The organism is Bradyrhizobium sp. SOJA106, assembly GCF_059448745.1.
The window spans coordinates 4,026,934-4,043,405 of sequence record NZ_CM182549.1 but is presented as its reverse complement, the minus strand read 5'-3'; the positions used below and the strand labels follow the sequence as shown (position 1 = coordinate 4,043,405).

At 59.9% G+C, this 16,472-nt stretch carries 16 protein-coding genes; 10 read left to right on the top strand and 6 right to left on the bottom strand.

Annotated features, from left to right (window positions below):
- Positions 1–23: 23 nt before the first annotated feature.
- Complete coding sequence (locus AC5V87_RS18375; RefSeq protein WP_495371781.1) at positions 24–1,730, bottom strand: class I adenylate-forming enzyme family protein; 1,707 nt, start codon at positions 1,728–1,730, stop codon at positions 24–26.
- Between the two features lie 396 nt (positions 1,731–2,126).
- Here AC5V87_RS18375 and AC5V87_RS18370 point away from each other — a divergent pair, with 396 nt between their 5' ends.
- Positions 2,127–2,942: a helix-turn-helix transcriptional regulator gene (locus AC5V87_RS18370; RefSeq protein WP_495371780.1), complete on the top strand. Its 816-nt coding sequence runs from the start codon at positions 2,127–2,129 to the stop codon at positions 2,940–2,942.
- Positions 2,943–3,353: 411 nt separating this feature from the next.
- Here AC5V87_RS18370 and AC5V87_RS18365 read toward each other — a convergent pair whose 3' ends face one another.
- Both AC5V87_RS18365 and AC5V87_RS18360 read right to left on the bottom strand, forming a co-directional pair.
- Positions 3,354–3,893: a TetR family transcriptional regulator gene (locus AC5V87_RS18365; protein ID WP_495371779.1), complete on the bottom strand. Its 540-nt coding sequence runs from the start codon at positions 3,891–3,893 to the stop codon at positions 3,354–3,356.
- Positions 3,894–4,113: 220 nt separating this feature from the next.
- Positions 4,114–4,575 carry a MarR family winged helix-turn-helix transcriptional regulator gene (locus AC5V87_RS18360; RefSeq protein WP_495371917.1) on the bottom strand — a complete coding sequence of 154 codons (462 nt, stop codon included), beginning with the start codon at positions 4,573–4,575 and terminating at the stop codon, positions 4,114–4,116.
- 210 nt (positions 4,576–4,785) lie between these two features.
- Here AC5V87_RS18360 and AC5V87_RS18355 point away from each other — a divergent pair, with 210 nt between their 5' ends.
- The 5 genes from AC5V87_RS18355 to AC5V87_RS18335 all read left to right on the top strand — a co-directional run bounded on the left by AC5V87_RS18355 (position 4,786) and on the right by AC5V87_RS18335 (position 9,222).
- Entirely contained in the window at positions 4,786–4,932 is a 147-nt protein-coding gene (locus AC5V87_RS18355) for a hypothetical protein (RefSeq protein WP_495371778.1), read from the top strand.
- Between the two features lie 45 nt (positions 4,933–4,977).
- Positions 4,978–6,198, top strand: coding sequence for a thiolase family protein (locus AC5V87_RS18350; protein WP_495371777.1), 1,221 nt, complete (start codon positions 4,978–4,980; stop codon positions 6,196–6,198).
- A gap of 24 nt (positions 6,199–6,222) precedes the next feature.
- Complete coding sequence (locus AC5V87_RS18345; protein ID WP_495371776.1) at positions 6,223–6,711, top strand: acyl-CoA dehydrogenase family protein; 489 nt, start codon at positions 6,223–6,225, stop codon at positions 6,709–6,711.
- A 72-nt stretch (positions 6,712–6,783) separates the two neighbouring features.
- Positions 6,784–8,415: an FAD-dependent oxidoreductase gene (locus tag AC5V87_RS18340; RefSeq protein WP_495371775.1), complete on the top strand. Its 1,632-nt coding sequence runs from the start codon at positions 6,784–6,786 to the stop codon at positions 8,413–8,415.
- A 12-nt stretch (positions 8,416–8,427) separates the two neighbouring features.
- Positions 8,428–9,222, top strand: a complete 795-nt coding sequence (locus AC5V87_RS18335) for an alpha/beta fold hydrolase (protein ID WP_495371774.1) — start codon at positions 8,428–8,430, stop codon at positions 9,220–9,222.
- Positions 9,223–9,224: 2 nt separating this feature from the next.
- Here AC5V87_RS18335 and AC5V87_RS18330 read toward each other — a convergent pair whose 3' ends face one another.
- Entirely contained in the window at positions 9,225–10,010 is a 786-nt protein-coding gene (locus AC5V87_RS18330) for an IclR family transcriptional regulator domain-containing protein (protein ID WP_495371773.1), read from the bottom strand.
- 106 nt (positions 10,011–10,116) lie between these two features.
- On the opposite strand from AC5V87_RS18330, the gene AC5V87_RS18325 reads away from it, so the two are divergent.
- The gene (locus AC5V87_RS18325) at positions 10,117–11,010 is read left to right on the top strand and encodes an alpha/beta fold hydrolase (protein WP_495371772.1); all 894 of its coding nucleotides are present in this window, start codon (positions 10,117–10,119) and stop codon (positions 11,008–11,010) included.
- 8 nt (positions 11,011–11,018) lie between these two features.
- Here AC5V87_RS18325 and AC5V87_RS18320 read toward each other — a convergent pair whose 3' ends face one another.
- Positions 11,019–12,341 (bottom strand): MFS transporter, encoded by a 1,323-nt coding sequence (locus AC5V87_RS18320; protein ID WP_495371771.1) that lies wholly within the window; start codon positions 12,339–12,341, stop codon positions 11,019–11,021.
- A gap of 42 nt (positions 12,342–12,383) precedes the next feature.
- Positions 12,384–13,064: an NIPSNAP family protein gene (locus AC5V87_RS18315; protein WP_495371770.1), complete on the bottom strand. Its 681-nt coding sequence runs from the start codon at positions 13,062–13,064 to the stop codon at positions 12,384–12,386.
- On the opposite strand from AC5V87_RS18315, the gene AC5V87_RS18310 reads away from it, so the two are divergent.
- The 3 genes from AC5V87_RS18310 to AC5V87_RS18300 are packed head-to-tail and all read left to right on the top strand — an operon-like array spanning position 13,044 to position 16,399.
- The gene (locus AC5V87_RS18310; protein WP_495371769.1) at positions 13,044–14,024 is read left to right on the top strand and encodes a sugar phosphate isomerase/epimerase family protein; all 981 of its coding nucleotides are present in this window, start codon (positions 13,044–13,046) and stop codon (positions 14,022–14,024) included. The two genes, AC5V87_RS18315 and AC5V87_RS18310, sit on opposite strands and share 21 nt — an antisense overlap.
- Positions 14,008–14,850: a shikimate dehydrogenase family protein gene (locus AC5V87_RS18305; RefSeq protein WP_495371768.1), complete on the top strand. Its 843-nt coding sequence runs from the start codon at positions 14,008–14,010 to the stop codon at positions 14,848–14,850. Before AC5V87_RS18310 ends, AC5V87_RS18305 begins: the two co-directional genes overlap by 17 nt.
- A 28-nt stretch (positions 14,851–14,878) precedes the next feature.
- Complete coding sequence (locus AC5V87_RS18300; protein WP_495371767.1) at positions 14,879–16,399, top strand: amidase family protein; 1,521 nt, start codon at positions 14,879–14,881, stop codon at positions 16,397–16,399.
- The last annotated feature ends 73 nt before the right edge of the window (positions 16,400–16,472 follow it).

The window sequence follows — 16,472 nt, the reverse complement described above, 5'->3', positions numbered from 1 at the left end:
TCTGGTCTGCTATCTGCGGTTGATCAAATCTTCGGGGCCGGCGCGGCTTCGCCGGCGCTAAACGCATCCCGCAACGACCTGCGCAATATCTTTCCGCTCGAATTCTTCGGCAGCTCTTCCACAATCTCGATTATCCGCGGATATTTGTATGCGGCCATTCGCTGGCGGCAGAACTCCTGCAGTTCGTCGATCGTGGCGTGCTGGCCGTACTTGAGGCTAACGACCGCCCTCACGGTCTCGCCGCGGTAAGAGTTGGGCGCGCCTACGACTGCGGCCTCGCGGACGGCGGGATGGGTGTAGAGCACGTCTTCCACCTCGCGTGGCCAGACCTTGTAGCCGCCCGCGTTGATCATGTCCTTCTTGCGATCGACGAGGTAGAACCAACCGTTACCGTCCATGAAGCCGATGTCCCCGCTGCGCAGTCCATCCGGCTGCATCGTCTTTGCAGTATCGTCCGGCTTGTTCCAATATCCAGCAGCCAACGATGGCCCCCCGATGATGATCTCCCCTTGATCACCGACGGGAGCAGGAGCGCCGTTGTGGTCGGCGATCCAGGCCTGTGTATGCGGCGTCGGAACGCCGATGGACAGCGTTCCGGTCAGCTCGTCGATCGGCGCCTCGCGATCTTTAGGCACAAGAATGACCGGCCCATTGGTCTCGGTCATGCCATAGCCGTGATAGATGTAGTGCCCAAACTTGGCCTTGAAGTCCCTCAACACCTGCGCCGGAACCGGTGCGCCTCCCGAACATATCGTAGTGAGGCTCCTCAACTGGTCGGCGCGCACGGTGCTTTCGTTCAACATGGCCATCAGAGCGGTGATGGCGCAAAACGCGACGCCAGCGCCGTGCTCCTCGATCGCGTCGGCAGTCACATTGGGATGAAAGCGATAGGTCAAGATGAGTGGCGCTGCGCGAACGAACGCCAGCGCGAGACCTGCGATCAATCCCGTGATATGAAAAAGTGGAGCGACGCCAAGGACCGGCGTGCCAGCTTCGACATGCATCCAGCGTGCAATGCTTTCCGCCGTTATTACGGCCCCGCCGTGCGTGTTCATCGAACCCTTGGGAACGCCTGTCGTTCCGGAGGTGTAAACCAACATGGCGACGTCGAATGCCGCGGGTTCAATGATTGAAGGGGATCGTCCCTTTCTCGCTTCGATAAGCTGAATCAAATTCGACGCTACCTTCCCCCTGGACAGGCCGCCGAATATGCGACGATCGTTCCTCGATTGGAAATCGAACGCAGATGTCGTGAAGACTGCAGGCAACGTACGCTGAAGGCCACTGACGACATCGCGATAGAGCTCGTCTTGGCAGACAAGTGCCTTGGGCAAGCTGTCGTCTAGGATAAGCGCCAGTTCGCGGGCGGTATTCATCGGATTGACGGTGACAACGACCCCGCCCAGCTTCCAGGCCGCCAGCGCAGCGATAACAAACGCGGGCGTATTTTGAAGGTATAGCGCGAGCCGGTCGCCTTGACCGAAGCCTTCGTCCGCGAGTGCCGTTGCAAATGCATCACTCGATGCGTCGAGTTCGACGTAGGAGATTTTCTGATCGAAATAGATGAGCGCGGGCCGAGCCGCTGCCGACTGAACCACCCTCTTAAATACTGCAATGAGACTAGGAGGGGTCGGCACTCCGGATTGGCTCAGCTGGCCGGCTTCATAGATCGCTTGCCATGGCCGTGCTGCGTACGGGTTCAGCTCGTCCAGATGCTCGCTGGTCGACATCGTCTTAGCCTTATGAGTTGAGCCGCACGGCCGACTGGCGGCAGCATTGAAAGTGTTGGTCAGGAGCCTCCCGGAAACAGCCAGCTCGGCCGAGAACCGCTTCAGAATCGCCCCACAAAGCCTCTTGTGCTAAGCTAGACGCAAACTTAGGGTCGGACTGCTCATCAGCGGAGAGCGCGGCGCGGCCTGCTGCAGCTGCTAACATTCTAATCGGCTCACGACGGGGCTCCTGAGATACATGATTTTCAGCCTCGGCCGCCATTAGCGCCGAGAGCAATGCCGGAGTGAATACACGCTAGAGGAGCTCTGTCTGTCCCTCTCGAAGGTGACACGACGGAGGTACTTGGGCCGAAGCTCGTAAGAAGCCAAATGGCCAAGGCTTGGGAGGACTCGAGTATGACCAGTGCTAATTTGGTTACGGCAGCCGTCGGCAAGAGCTACGACCTGCCAGCGTGGATCGAAGGGCTCGCCCTCGGCGTCGGCGGGGATACTTTCGGATCGCGGCTGATTGAGGCGTTATCGGATACTGTCGACGCGGACGACTGTGCGGCGTTTCAATACGGCCCGGCCGGAGTAAGAACGGTTGTGGTCGGAAGCCTCCGGAATGTCGAGAATACGCGCGTAGCGGCGGAACGCTACCAAACGGCATTTTGGAAACGTGACAAGTTCCTACTGTCTCACAGGATGACCACGCGATCGCAGGGCCCGGAGCTCTTCAGCATTGCGACGCGGGACATCGGCGATAGGCAATTTCGTCGTGAATGTTACGAGTTCCAGAATGTGACGGAGCAAATGTCGGTCCGCTTACGGTCACCGTCAGGCCTCTTCTCCTTAAGCGCGTTTTGGGGACAGCGCCGCGGACGTCTGCGCGAGCACGAGGCGGAGCGCATTTCCGCGGTCGCCAACACCTTGTTGGCCTTCGTTGTTCGGCACGCTGATATTTCAACAACGGATACTCAGCGGGTCGCAAAGCCCATCAGTCTTGCGGATGCCGAGCTTCTCATTCGCCGGCTTGACCGGGGCCTCTCCGAACGAGAGATCGCTGTTTGTGCGCGCGTGCTGCGCGGCATGACCATGCAAGGCATCGCACTTGACCTCGGCCTTAGCGTTCACAGCGTCGTCACCTACAAACGGCGAGCCTTCTTCCGGCTGCACATCGCAACGACGGTCGAACTGTTCTCGTTGTGCGTGCCATCGAGATCGAGCGCGTGAGTCCCGCCTGACGACCTCGTCCTCACGTCAAACTGACGACGGGCTGTTGTAGAATTGGTTTAGCGCAAGCTTCCGGACGGAGCCGGAGCGAACTGTCCGCTTTGTGGCGGTTCGACCGGGGAGAGCCCAGCGCCCCTAATTCCACCGCAATGGCCAGCGCGCAGATCAGGCAGCGCATAGGCCGGTGCGTTGAAGAGGGCGTAGAGTCCGAGGTTGCTATTCGTACGCGCATCGGCGACGTGCCTGTTCACAACGGGCTCAGCCATGGCATATTATGTCGTGTGTGGCCTCACTGGCCCGAACGAGAAGACCTCTGCTCTGAGGCCACAAGGGTCCTTGCTTCCGCACAAGATGGCGCAGCGACAATCGCTGAATGTCGTACTGTCTTAAGCAGGATCGTTTTTCAGACAATCACCTGGAGGCATGGAGTTGATCGCCCGTGACGTGAGCAATGCAGTCTCGACGAAGTGCTCCAATCGCGAAGTCCATGATCTGCTCAAGAGTTGGTCGATGAAAACTTCCCGTCGTAGCGATTAGGCGCGGATCGCAAAACACAGCCGTAGTTACAAGAAGACATCGCCCAAGGATTATACCGTCTGCGCCTTGAAACTGGTGTCGTGCTATCCCTTCCGAGACGATGTCGGCTACGATGGACTCGATCCGCTCAATGAAGGAACGGCTAACCAACCAGTCCTCTCGTACCGAAACCAACACTAGTTCGTGGAGATGTCTTTCGTTGAGGAAGCGATCAGCATGGCGCTTCTCGATAGCTGCCAACGTCGCCCTTAGTCGCCCGGCGGGAGTTCGCGGGGTTACAGAAGCTTCAGTCGCGAGAGCGATCACCTCCGCAAACAACCGTTCTGCAACAGCTTCGTTCATCGCTTGCTTCGAGCTGAAGAACCGATAGACGTTTGCCGGCGACATTGAACACTCGCGCGCAATATCGGCCACCGATGTCTTCCTATGACCCATCAGCCGATACAGTCTGGTCGCAGCCTCCAGAATGCGACGGCAGGTCGCAGAATGTTCGGCCGCTAAGTTCTTATGTTTCATGGCCCTGAAACGCCGGCTGTTCTCGCATGTCGTGAATCGCACATATCGTGCTTAGGTGTGTTCGAACCTGGGTTGCCTCGGGGACGTGGTCCCGAACGAGAGAGGCAACTCGGCGATTTCATTGGAAGTCGGACAAGATCCTGAGCAACTGCTCTCTGTTTTCCTTGCCAATCTTTTCGACTACGTGCCGCTCATGCTCCGCGGCAAGCAGTTTGAAATGCCGTAGCGATACTTCCCCAGTGGGCGTGAGATGCAGCGAATGGCTACGACGATCGATTTCTGACGGAATGCGCTTGACCAAATTCCGGCCTTCCAGATTGTCCAGCAGATGCACGAGCCGGGCGCGCTCAATGCCAAGCCGGTTGGCGACGGCCATCTGTGTCAAGCTCGGATTTTCGCCGATGACGGTCAATACCGAATACTGTGTCGGCGTGAGCTCCACCGCAGACAGCGTCCTGATGAAGTCCTGGAAAATCCAAAGTTGGAACCGCCGCACCACATAACCGAGATGGCCGGTCAGCCCATCCAACTCGAATTCAGTCACGACTTTCCCTGCCCGAGGCTTCCGCCCCGTCTTCACGGCCGGCGCTGAACGTTGTCGTCTGGCCTGCGCCACGCGATTCGCCACTTCGCCCTCCTCAACCTGTTCCGCTCCCACGGCGTCCCACCATCGATACCAGATTTTGTTGTTGACTACAACAATTGTCCATAGCAACGTAATTCTGATGTTTGGTGTGCGCTTGCGCTGCTCACCTTGGCGCCCAATGGATGATAAGTCCCGGAGAGGAAGATGCCTGAGAAGCCCGCAAGGCCGATCCGCGAACCCGATCGGCTGTTCGCGCCGCAGCAACTGGTGATCGAGAAGAAGGCTGATGGATCGACGTGTGTCCGATCCGCCCAGATATTGAAGCCCTTCGGCCGCTCGGTCGGCAAATAGTGATCACCGTCTAGGTCGAGCACATCTAACACGAAGGAGTAAAATATGGCCGAGGCTGTCGAAATTCCCTATGGCTGCTACTGGTCGACACCGTTCGCGCGCTGGCAGGGCAGCTTCGCGGGCCTGCATGCCGTCGAATTCGCCGCGCATGTCACCAAGAACGAGCTCGCCAAACGCAAGGTCGAACCGCAGACCTTTGACTATGCGGTGCTCGGCTTGTCCGTTCCGCAGAAGCATTCGTTCTACGGTTTGCCATGGTTCATGGGCATGGTCGGCGCCGACCGGGTGACCGGTCCGACCATCGCGCAGGCCTGTGCCACAGGTGTGCGCACCGTGCTGGCCGCCGCGCAGGAGATCCAGTCGGGCCTCTCGCAAGTGGCGCTAGTGGCCACCGCAGACCGCACCTCCAACGGCCCGCACCTCTACTATCCTAATCCGCAGGGCCCCGGCGGCACCGGCGCCCACGAAGACTGGGTGATGGATAGTTTCGGCTACGACCCATACACCACCAAGTCTATGCTGGTCACCGCCGAGAATGTCGCAAGGCAGCATCAGCTCACCACCGCGCAGCAACACGAATTATTGCTGCACCGCCAAGAGCAATACCAGGCGGCGTTGGCTGATGATTGCGCGTTCCTCAAACGCTTCATGACCTTGCCCTTCGACGTCCCGGCGCCGAACTTCAAGAAGACCGTGAAGACGCTCGCGGGCGACGAGGGGGTCACCATATCGACGGCAGAAGGATTGGCGAAGCTGAAGCCCGTGCTACCCGACGGCACCATCACCTTCGGCTGTCAGACCCATCCGGCCGACGCCAACGCGGGCATTGTCGTTGCTCGCTCCGACCGTGCGAGGGAGCTGTCGCGCAATCCGAAGGTCCAGGTTCGCGTGGTCGGATTCGGTATGGAGCGCGTGGAAGCGGCCTACATGCCCGCCGCCCCTGCCCCTGCCGCCAAGAAAGCACTGGCGCAAGCCGGCATCGGGGTCAACCAGCTCGATGCCATCAAGCTGCACAATCCATTCACCGCGAATGACTTCGCGTTCGCTGCCGGGCTCGGCGTCGACGTGAAGACGATCAACAACTATGGCAGCTCGCTAATCTGGGGACATCCGCAGGCGCCAATGGCGTCGCGCGGAGTCATGGAAGTGATCGAGGAGCTGGCGATCCGCGGCGGCGGCTATGGCCTGTTCAGCGGCTGCGCCGCTGGCGACAGCGCGATGGCGATTGTATTGCATGTCGGCGACCGCGCCAACACCGTTTCTTGATCCCACGCTTGTTCGGAGTTTTGAATGGGCTACCGTGTCCCGCTCCCCGACATCCTCTTTACAATGAACTCCGCCGGAGGCCTTTCGCGCGGCATTGCCGAAGGTGTCTACGCCGATCTCGACGACGGGCTTGCAGAAGCAACCCTGAGCGAGGCGGCGAAGTTCGCCGAGAATGTGCTCGGGCCACTGCATCGCGTCGGCGACCAGGTCGGCGCAAGGTGGCACGACGGCGAGGTCACGACCGCGCCGGGCTGGCCGAACGCCTACCGCCAGTTCATCGCCGGCGGCTGGCAGGCGCTCACCGGCAGTACCAGCTACGGCGGCATGGGCTTGCCGCAGGTGCTACACGCAGCGTGCCTAGAGATGTGGAACGGCGCCAACATGGCGTTCATGCTCGGACCGGTTCTGACCTACGGTGCGATCTATGCACTCCAGGCTCACGCCAGTGAGGCGATCAAAACGAGCTATCTCGCCAAGATGATTTTGTGCGATATTCGCACATTTGCGCACTAATTTGACACAGGCAATTTGTTCGCCTACTGAAAGACCTACTCCGCAGTCTTTCCGCTAAAGGTCAGTTCTCTTATGCCTACCGAATTATCGACGGAAATCCTGATTATCGGCGGTGGTCTTGGCGGCCTTAGCGCGGCACTCGCTGCAGCTCGCCTAGGCAGGAAGGTGATGCTGGTCGAGGAACTGGACTGGCTCGGGGGCCAGCTTACCTCACAGGGGGTGCCGCTCGACGAAGCACCCTGGGCGGAAAGCCTGATTACCTCGCAAAGCTTTGCCGCGCTCCGTGCCGGCATCCGAAAGCACTATCAGGACTATTATCCGTTGACGCCGCGTGCCCGCGCCGATCTTCTGCTCAACCCTGGCATGGGCAATGTCGGCACGCTTTGTTGCGAGCCGGCCGTCGCAGCAAAGGTTCTCGATTGCTTGCTCGCCCAATTCGTATCGACGGGAGCACTCATTGTACTACGCCGGCACCGATTGACCGGATGCACCACCCACGCCAACAAGATCGCCGCGGTGAACGTCAGGAATCTCGAGGATGGCAAGCAGTTCGTTATTTCCGCAGCCTTGGTCATCGATGCCACGGAAACCGGTGATGTGCTCGCAATGGCCGATGTCGAGCACGTGCTCGGCGCGGAGTCGCAGTCCGAGACCAATGAGCTGCACGCGATCACTGGTCCTGCTGATCCTCTTGATCAACAAGCGCTTACTTGGGGCTTTGCCCTCGACTATCTTCCTGACGAAGATCACACGATCGACAAGCCCAAGGGCTACGAGATATTCCGGCAGTTGAAGCCAGATTTTTGGCCTGGCACTCAATTCGGCTGGACCGTCAGCAACCACGTTACGCATAAACCCTTGGAACGTAGACTTTTCGCTGGCGATACCGACGATGAGTATGTGTTTGATCTTTGGCACGCCCGCCGCATTCTCTACCGGCGCAACTTCCTGCCTGGGGCCTTCGCGAGTGACATCACGATCGCAAACTGGCCGCAAATCGATTACTGGCTGAAGCCCGCCGTTGGCGTCAGCCCCGAAGAGGCAACCGCCGCGCTCGACGAGGCGCGGCGGTTCTCCCTGTCCTTCCTCTACTGGATGCAAACCGAGGCACCGCGTCACGATGGCGGTGCCGGCTATCGCGGTTTGCGGCTTCGCGGCGACGTCCTCGGAACCAGGGATGGATTAGCAAAGCAGGCCTATTTCCGGGAAGGCCGGCGCATCCGTGCCGAATTCACGATCCTGGAGCAGCACATCGGCGTCGAGGCGCGCGCAGGTCAACGGGCAGCGGAGCACTTCCCTGACAGTGTGGGGGTGGGCGCCTATCGGATCGACCTGCACCCCAGCACGACAGGTCGGCGCGACACCGTCGACATCGACACCTACCCCTTCGAAATTCCGCTCGGCGCGCTCCTGCCTGTACGCGTCGACAATCTCCTCCCGGCCTGCAAAAACCTTGGCACGACGCGCATCACCAATGGCGCCTACCGCGTCCATCCCGTGGAGTGGAGCATTGGCGAAGCAAGTGGCGCGCTCGCGGCCTACTCGCTCCAGCAGAAGGTCGTGCCCCGCGCCGTTCGCAACACTCCCGAACGATTGCATGACTTCCAATCGACCTTGGACAGATTAGGCGTGTTGCGCCGCTGGCCGACTTTCGATGCCCTTCGGCCGGGAAGCCGCCGTGGATACCGCCTACCGGCGCAGTAGGAGAACCAGACGATGGAGCGCAGGACTTTCATGACGGCGACCGCAGCCCTAACAGCCAGTTCTGTCATACCACCGGTGGCAGGCCAGCGACGCCGGCAACGCACATTCGTCCTGGTTCACGGCGCCTGGCACGGCGGATGGTGCTGGCGTGATCTCGCCAGTGAACTGCGCAATCAGGGGCACCGGGTGACGACGCCGACCCTCACGGGTCTCGGCGAGCGAGCCCACCTCCTCTCACCTGCCGTCGACCTCGAGACGCACATCAGCGATATCGTCAATCACATCGATTCCGAGGAGTTGAACGATATCATTCTGGTTGGTCACAGCTACGGCGGCTTTCCCGTTCGCGGTGCGGCCGCGCGACGAGCCGACAAGATCTCTCACGTCGTTTACCTCGATGCCTTTGTCCCGCTTGATGGCGAAATGGTGGCCAGCTATGTCCCCGCCGATCGCCTCGCCGCGTGGAGGGATGCCCTCGCCAGCAATCCGGTCAGTACGATTCCGCCGCTAACACCGGCTTCATTCGGCATCACAGCGCCCGATCAAAGCGCATGGGTCGAACGCCACCTCGTTCCCCACCCCCTACGCACGTATCTCCAACCGCTCGCAATCGGCGCTAAAGGCGGAAATCACATATCGCAGCACTACATCGCCTGTATGTCGCCGAAGCTCCAAGTCTTCGACACCACGCGAGAACGACTCTCCCAGGACAAGAGCTTCAGTTTCACTGAACTCAGCGCCGGACACGATGTCATGGTGAGCGCGCCGGCCCTGCTGGCGCGTACGTTACTATCCTATCTTGGCTGATGTCACGGCAGGATACCCGACATCGACTGCGCGCAGGATCTGAGCGCCGGCAGCAGTTCCTGGTTGATTCGTTTGGCAGCAACGCGGTGAGCCTGCGAGTTGACATTCAGCGACGCCACCATCCTGCCGTTAGGATTTCTGATGGGGACCGAGAGCCCGAAAAGATTGAGTTCAAGCTCCTCATTGTTGATGGCATAACCGGAACGACGCGCTTCCTCAATCAGCTTGAGTATCTGCTTACGGTCAGTAATGGTTTTCGGCGTTCGCGGCTCGATCTTGGTCTTTTGAATGAGCGCGCTCAACTCCTGATCAGTTTTGGCCGACAGCAATATGCGGCCGGAGGACGAGGAGAACGCTGGCAATTTCAGACCTGTCTTGAGGACGTATGCGATACCGGCATTCGGCGGCTCGGCGCGAGCAATGAAGATCACCTCCGTTCCACTCAGGACAGACACCGATGCCGCTTCCCCGACCGTCTTCGAAAGCCGGTCGAGATACGGTTGGAGGGCGCTATCCAGTCCAAGCGACGCAAGGTAGGTGTAGCCGAGCCGCAAGACGCTACTGGTCAACTCGAAGCGCTTGTTCTCGACGACGGCAAAACCGAGTTCGACAAGGGTGTGCAACAAGCGCCGAGCGACGGCGCGATCCAGATTCGTTGCGGCGGCAACTTCCGCAATGTTCATGCTGCGGCGCTCGGGTCCGAAGGCCTCGATCACCGCAAGTCCTCGGGCAAGTCCCGATACGAACTTCTGACCGTCGCGTTCGACCTCTGGGATGTTCTTTGCCATGCTCGTTTTCAACGATCTAAACTCAGTGGGCACGCCGACGTAACCTCTTTATCTCACCAACCGAAAGCCGTTTGCAACCATCGGCGGAAACCCTTGGGGTAGGATCATGTTCGAGCAGTTTCAAAGGCACGATATCGAAACCGGCGAGGCGCGAATCGCCTGCTTCGTCGGAGGCGACGGGCCACCGCTGCTGTTGCTGCATGGCTATCCCCAAACCCACGTGGCCTGGCATCGCATAGCCCCCGTTCTTGCCAAGAATTATACGGTCGTCGCGACCGATCTGCGTGGATATGGCGAAAGCCGGGGTCCCCAACGAGGGCCGTCGTCGGACTATTCCAAGCGCGCGATGGCACGCGACCAGATTGCGGTCATGGATCAGCTTGGCTTCACGCGCTTCGGCGTCATCGGGCACGATCGGGGCGCCCGGGTCGGCTATCGACTGGTGCTGGATCATCCTGGACACGTTAATGCGTTCGTATCGCTGACGGTCATCCCTTCCAGCGAGGTCTGGTCTCGCGTCGACAAAACATTCTCGCTCGGGGCCTATCATTGGTTTCTGTTCGCCCAACCCTATGACTTGCCCGAGCGACTGCTGTCCGCCGATCCTGATCACTTCCTCGAATGGACGCTGCGGAAAATGACAAAGGACCGTGATGCACTCTCCGAGGCCGCCGTCCAATCCTATTGCGACGCATTCCGCCTGGCTGAAGTCCGTCACGCGATGATGCAGGACTACCGCGCGGGGGCGACCGTGGATCACGAACATGATCTCTCCGATCGCGCAGCCGGCCGCCGTCTCGATTGCCCGGTGCTCGTCCTTTGGGAAGAAGGACGCTTTGACGGGAAAACTACTCCGCTTCAGATCTGGCGCCAATGGTCCGATCGGGTCGAGGGCCACGCTATCCCGGGTGGCCACATGCAAGCCGAGGAGCAACCCGCTGCGGTTCTGGAAGCAGTGGTTCCGTTTTTGGCGCGCTACAGCAGCCACCGGTCCGCATGAGGCGCTCATCAACCCAGCCAATCCGGCTCGGCAATATCGACCTGATGTGTCTCGGGACCAATGGCTACTGCTATGAAGGCTAGTACAGTGAAGACCATGAGAAAGCACGCGACCGACCAATAGGCACCCGTCGCGGCAAGTAGTGCCGTTGCGATCAGAGGGGTTAACCCGGCCAAGGGGTCTGAGATTGTGCGCGCCAGCGTAACTCCCGTGCTGCGCGTCCTCACATCGAATATCTCGGCCAGGTACGCTCCAGAGGTGGCCAGGATGATTTTCACACCGACACCGTATTGCAGGATGAGCGCGAGGTAGATCAGCCAGGCCTGCTCGGTGTTGACGAGCCAGAAGAACGGCAGAGCGAAGGCGGTCATAAAAGCAAGACCGAAGAGGTAAACGGGCTTACGCCCAAACCGGTCACACAGAAGTCCGCTCAGCGGAATCACGGCGAGCCCCGTCAAATTGGCGAGCATTACCCCCGTGAGACCGACGCTCGGCGGCAATTTGAGCGTAACGGTACAGTACGAGATAGCGAACACATTGAAGAGCTGCCCCCCAACGGCGTCGGCCGATCGCGCTGCGGCCGCTATCACAAGCCTTCGCCACTGTCGCCGAACCACGTCCGAAAGCGGCGCCTTGTGGATCTGGTTGCGATGCTTCAGCCTCTCAAAGGCCGGGCTCTCCTGAACTTGCGAACGCATGAATATGCCCACGAGGGCCAGCGCGAAGCCAATCAAGAACGGAACTCTCCAGCCCCATTGCAGGAATTGCTCACGGGGCATGGCCGAAAGCGAGGCGAACATTGCAGTTCCGATAAGGATGCCGAGCGAGACACCCAGCGCCGGTAGGCTTGCGAGGAGCCCTCTCTCGCGAGGTCCCGAGAATTCGGCGACCATTGTAATGGCCCCACCGTACTCGGCGCCCGCGCCAATGCTCTGGATCAGTCGCAACAGAACGAGAAGAGTCGGGGCCAACAGTCCAATCTCCGCATAGGTCGGCAAGAGACCGATCAAGCCCGTGGCGAGCCCCATCATGACCAGACTGAGCACGAGCACCTTCTTGCGTCCGATGGTGTCGCCGAAGCGACTCAGGATCACACCGCCGACAGGCTTGAGGAAGAAGCCGATTCCATAGGCCGCGAAAGCCGCGAGCGTCGCGCTGGTCGGATCCAGATTGGAAAAGAACAGCGTGCCGAACACGACAGTCGCGGCAGTTCCGTAGATATAAAAATCGTACCATTCGAGTACGGTACCGACAAAACTCGATATGACCACTTTGCGTCGCTCGCTGGCCGATCCAGCGACCACTTCGGACGGCATTGCATCGATAGACATTGGACGTATCTCTCGTTGATGTTTAGTGGCGAGGCGCTTCACTCATCGCAACGGCGACCAGTCTGTCGGCCGCAAGATCAGCGCACGATGGCCGAATTCCTGGCCGCGCGCCCGCTGCTTCCAAACGTGGAAGGCAGAAAACGCTTTGGGCTGTTCCTGCAGACGGACCAAGGTGCGCAAGTCGGGAAAGGCCCACAGGAGCATAACTTCGGTGCCGTTGCGAAAGGCGGTCTCATAGCCACCCAGCAAGGAGAAGCCACACGTGGCCTCAATTTCCTCCCACACCCGCGAAAGCAAGTCGAGATAGGCTTCCGCTCCACCACTCTTGAGGTCGACGATCTGTTGGAGCACCACCGGCGCGCTGCGACCGGCGGTCAGCAATTGCTGCCGGCCTGGCGTAAAGGAAGTGCCGGCGAGGATCCGATCAAACCCGCCGGATCGCTCACCGTACCAGCGCTCAAGCGGACCGTGAAAAAGCTCTTTGTGCTTTTCGAAGTGATTCGCAAACCCGTCCCAGCCTCCCGGCATCTCCCAGAAGGTCACAATTCGCGGCCAATCGCCGTTGAGAAAGATCGGCACCCACGCCGCGATGCATTCGGCGCCGGCAGATCCTTCCGCGTTCCCGATCGTCGAGACGATCTCGCCGAGCTCTGACAAATAGCGAGTGTGCGCACCGGGCGCGCGCACGGGATCAAGCGTCTCATGAAAAAACAGGCCGGGCATTCCTCACTCCGGTTTTTTGTGCGATTATCGCACATCTGTGCGTATATTGTTTACAGCTACCGCGCCCTCTGTCAATCTCCGCCGCAACCAGTCAACCTGAACCACCGCTCGATGCGCATAGTTTCTCTCGCCCACATGACCTTGGCAGGCGCCTCTCCCCTGCAATTGATCGATCACGCCGCACAAGCCGGGTTCGATTACATCGGCATGCGGATTGCGGCACCGACCGGCGATCGCCGCATGGCGTTGCCGCTCGGTGACCGATCGCTTCGGACTTCTATTTTGCGCCGCCTTCGCGATACCGGAATCAAGGTCTTGGACATCGAAGCATGGTGGCTATCGGCGGAGTTCGATGCGGCCGGCATCGAGCCGGCATTCGGTTTCGGGGCAGAAATGGGCGCGCGCTACGCAATCGTTTCCGGAAACGACCCAGTCCGAAGCCGCCTCCTCGATCATCTTGATCTGGTTTGTCAGATCGGAGCCCGTGTCGGTGTCCAGATCCTGTTGGAATTCATTCCCTATAGCCAGGTCTGCACGATCTGGGATGCTGCGGGTTGTCTTGCCAGCATTAATCGACCAAATGTCGGCATTCTTGTTGACGCGCTGCATCTGAGCCGTTCCGGAGGCTCGGTGACGGATGTCGCCGCGAACCTTGATCGTCTCCAATTTCTTCACCTATGCGACGCGCCGAGGCTCCCCCCGCGGACCATCGAGGCAATGCGCGACGAAGCGCGCGGCGATCGGCTCTATCCTGGTGAAGGGGAGCTTGATCTTCGCGAACTCATCGCAGCTACACCGGCCGACGTGCCGATTGCGATTGAAGCGCCCCATGCAGGTCTCATCGATCATCCGTTTGTCGAAAAGGCGCGCCGCGCACGCGCTGCAACTCTGGGCCTCATCGCAGAGGTCGAGCAAAAGAACAGCGCGAAAAGGAGCAAGGCCGTTGATCGGACAATATAGCGGCGCGACCCGCATCATTCTGATCCTGGGTGATCCCATCGTGCAGGTGAAAGCACCTGCCGGGCTGACGCAAGAGTTTCAACAGCGCCAGATCGACGCGGTTGTTGTACCGCTCCACGTCCGGCCCGCTGACATCACTGGCGTACTGGCTGCCGCCAATGCTATGGCCAATGTCGACGGCCTCATCGCGACAATTCCGCATAAATTTTCCTTGGCCGAGCATTGCGCCAACCTTTCCGAGCGCTCGACGTTCCTCGGCGTGGCCAATGTAGCGCGCCGGGACGCCAGAGGCGCGTGGTTTGGTGACATGCTCGATGGCGAGGCGTTTGTCGACGCGGTTATCTCCGCGGGTTGTCTTATTGACGGCAAGTCCGGTTTGCTGGTTGGCGCCGGGGGTGCCGGCAGCGCGATTGGCCTGTCCCTGCTTGACCGCGGCCTTGGTCAACTCGCTGTCTTCGACATCAACGTCGAACGTCGCAGGGCGTTGATGAACAAGCTCGCGATCGCGCACGGCAACAAGGTCATCGAAGGCACCAGCGATCCACGAGGGTTTTCGCTCGTCGTCAACGCCACACCACTCGGCATGTCTCCTGGCGACCCACTGCCACTTGATACCTCGCGGCTCGCGCCAGCGACGTTCGTGGGAGACGTCATCACCCACCCCGAGATCACTCCGCTGCTCCAACTAGCCAGCGGTATCGGCTGCAGCACTCAGACGGGCGTTGGAATGTTCAAACGTTCCGTGGGCCTGATGGCGGACTTCTTTACGCCCACGATCGGGGGCTCCGCTGAATATCAAAGTGTCTCGATGTCATCACAACTTTGATCCTCACCACATAAACAGGGAGAGCGCGATGTCCAGGCAGAGCCGCAAAGCGTTGGCTACGGAAGTTGGATCACTTTTGCTGTGGAGCATGTCCGCCCTCACGGCGGCAAGCGCCACGGATCTCGAGCACAATATCGCAGATCTGTCCGGACGCGCCATTGTGACCAACGTTGCCGCCGGCCGGCTCGATCCCTGCCGCGTGGCGGAGAGCCTGCTATCTAGCATCGGCAGCGATGGCCACAATGCGTTCATCAGTACACGGCGGGCCGACGAGCTCGACGTCTGTAAGGATCCTCACCCACCGCGAGTCTCGCGGTCAGGCGCGCTCACGGGCCTGCCGATCGCCGTCAAGGACAACGTGCTCGTCGCAGGCCAACGCGCGACATTCGGAACATCCGCGACCAAAAATTACGTCCCCACCGAGACCGCCGACACGGTTCAGCGCCTGATCGACCAAGGCGCAGTCATCTTGGGCAAGCTCAACCTTCACGAACTTGCAGGCGGCGTAACGAGCAACAATGCGGTGTTCGGCCCCGTCCGAAATGCCTACGATCCCAAGTGCTTTGCTGGCGGTTCAAGCGGCGGCGCCGGGGCTGCCGTCGGCGCCCGTCTGGTCCCTGTCGCCTTAGGCACAGATACCGGGGGATCTGTTCTGATCCCGGCGGCTCTTAACGGCGTCATAGGATTTCGGCCGACCGTCGGACGCTATCCAATGGGAGGAGTGCTGCCGGTCTCGCCGACACGGGACACAATCGGCCCGATCGCAAGATCGGTCGAAGACATTGTTCTGGTGGATTCCGTCATGGCTCAGACCAGCCTCGCCGTGAACCCAGCGAACATGGGCGGATTGCGGATCGGCGTTCCGCGGAAATTGTTCGTGGATGTTGCCGACGCCGACAGCAAAGCGAAGTTCGAAGACACGCTACGGAAGCTTAAAACGGCTGGCGCAGAAATTGTTGAGGTTGACCTTCCCGATCTCGTGCAAGCCGAGAAAGGCTTTGGGCCCATAACGCCTTACGAACTGAAGACCGAGGTACCAAAGTTTCTGGCTCGCCACCACGTCGGCCTTTCATTCGATGAGCTAGTAGGGGGTATCCGCAGTCCAGATCTGATCAAGGACTACCAGACGCGCATTGTCGGCCCGGCTAGCCCAGGCGATGAGGCCTACAGGGAGGCACTGGGAACGTTCAAGCCCGCTGTCGAAGGAACATTCCAAAAGGCATTTGCCGAGCACCGCCTCTTCGCCCTCGCATTCCCGACGACTTTGACCGACGCGCGTCCCATCGAAGGATCTGACGAACTGATCATGATGGACGGTGTGCCGATTCCGACATGGAAGGCATACATCAACAATACCAACTATCTCACCAAGGGATTGCTCGCGGCCATGACCCTTCCCATGGGGTTGTCGTCGCATGGACTTCCTCTCGGCGTTACGCTTGCGGTATTGCCGCGTCACGACGAAGAGTTGCTGTCCCTTGGGCTTTCGGTCCAGCCGCTCTTGCCCGCCCTGCCCGCTCCGCCGGGAGCTGCGGATCGACCGCGATAACACCAGGCTTATGATCTATCGGACCATTCCTTGCAGCCGCCGCATCTTCTTCAGCCGCACCATCGAGGAGACG

Bases quoted from the DNA above. Each gene is read 5' to 3' on its own strand.
- AC5V87_RS18315 (WP_495371770.1), bottom strand. From the start codon at position 13,064: ATGCCCGGCCTGTTTTTTCATGAGACGCTTGATCCCGTGCGCGCGCCC.
- AC5V87_RS18340 (WP_495371775.1), top strand. From the start codon at position 6,784: ATGCCTACCGAATTATCGACGGAAATCCTGATTATCGGCGGTGGTCTT.
- AC5V87_RS18375 (WP_495371781.1), bottom strand. From the start codon at position 1,730: ATGTCGACCAGCGAGCATCTGGACGAGCTGAACCCGTACGCAGCACGG.
- AC5V87_RS18300 (WP_495371767.1), top strand. From the start codon at position 14,879: ATGTCCAGGCAGAGCCGCAAAGCGTTGGCTACGGAAGTTGGATCACTT.
- AC5V87_RS18345 (WP_495371776.1), top strand. From the start codon at position 6,223: ATGGGCTACCGTGTCCCGCTCCCCGACATCCTCTTTACAATGAACTCC.
- AC5V87_RS18310 (WP_495371769.1), top strand. From the start codon at position 13,044: ATGAAAAAACAGGCCGGGCATTCCTCACTCCGGTTTTTTGTGCGATTA.
- AC5V87_RS18355 (WP_495371778.1), top strand. From the start codon at position 4,786: ATGCCTGAGAAGCCCGCAAGGCCGATCCGCGAACCCGATCGGCTGTTC.
- AC5V87_RS18325 (WP_495371772.1), top strand. From the start codon at position 10,117: ATGTTCGAGCAGTTTCAAAGGCACGATATCGAAACCGGCGAGGCGCGA.
- AC5V87_RS18320 (WP_495371771.1), bottom strand. From the start codon at position 12,341: ATGTCTATCGATGCAATGCCGTCCGAAGTGGTCGCTGGATCGGCCAGC.
- AC5V87_RS18335 (WP_495371774.1), top strand. From the start codon at position 8,428: ATGGAGCGCAGGACTTTCATGACGGCGACCGCAGCCCTAACAGCCAGT.
- AC5V87_RS18370 (WP_495371780.1), top strand. From the start codon at position 2,127: ATGACCAGTGCTAATTTGGTTACGGCAGCCGTCGGCAAGAGCTACGAC.
- AC5V87_RS18330 (WP_495371773.1), bottom strand. From the start codon at position 10,010: ATGGCAAAGAACATCCCAGAGGTCGAACGCGACGGTCAGAAGTTCGTA.
- AC5V87_RS18350 (WP_495371777.1), top strand. From the start codon at position 4,978: ATGGCCGAGGCTGTCGAAATTCCCTATGGCTGCTACTGGTCGACACCG.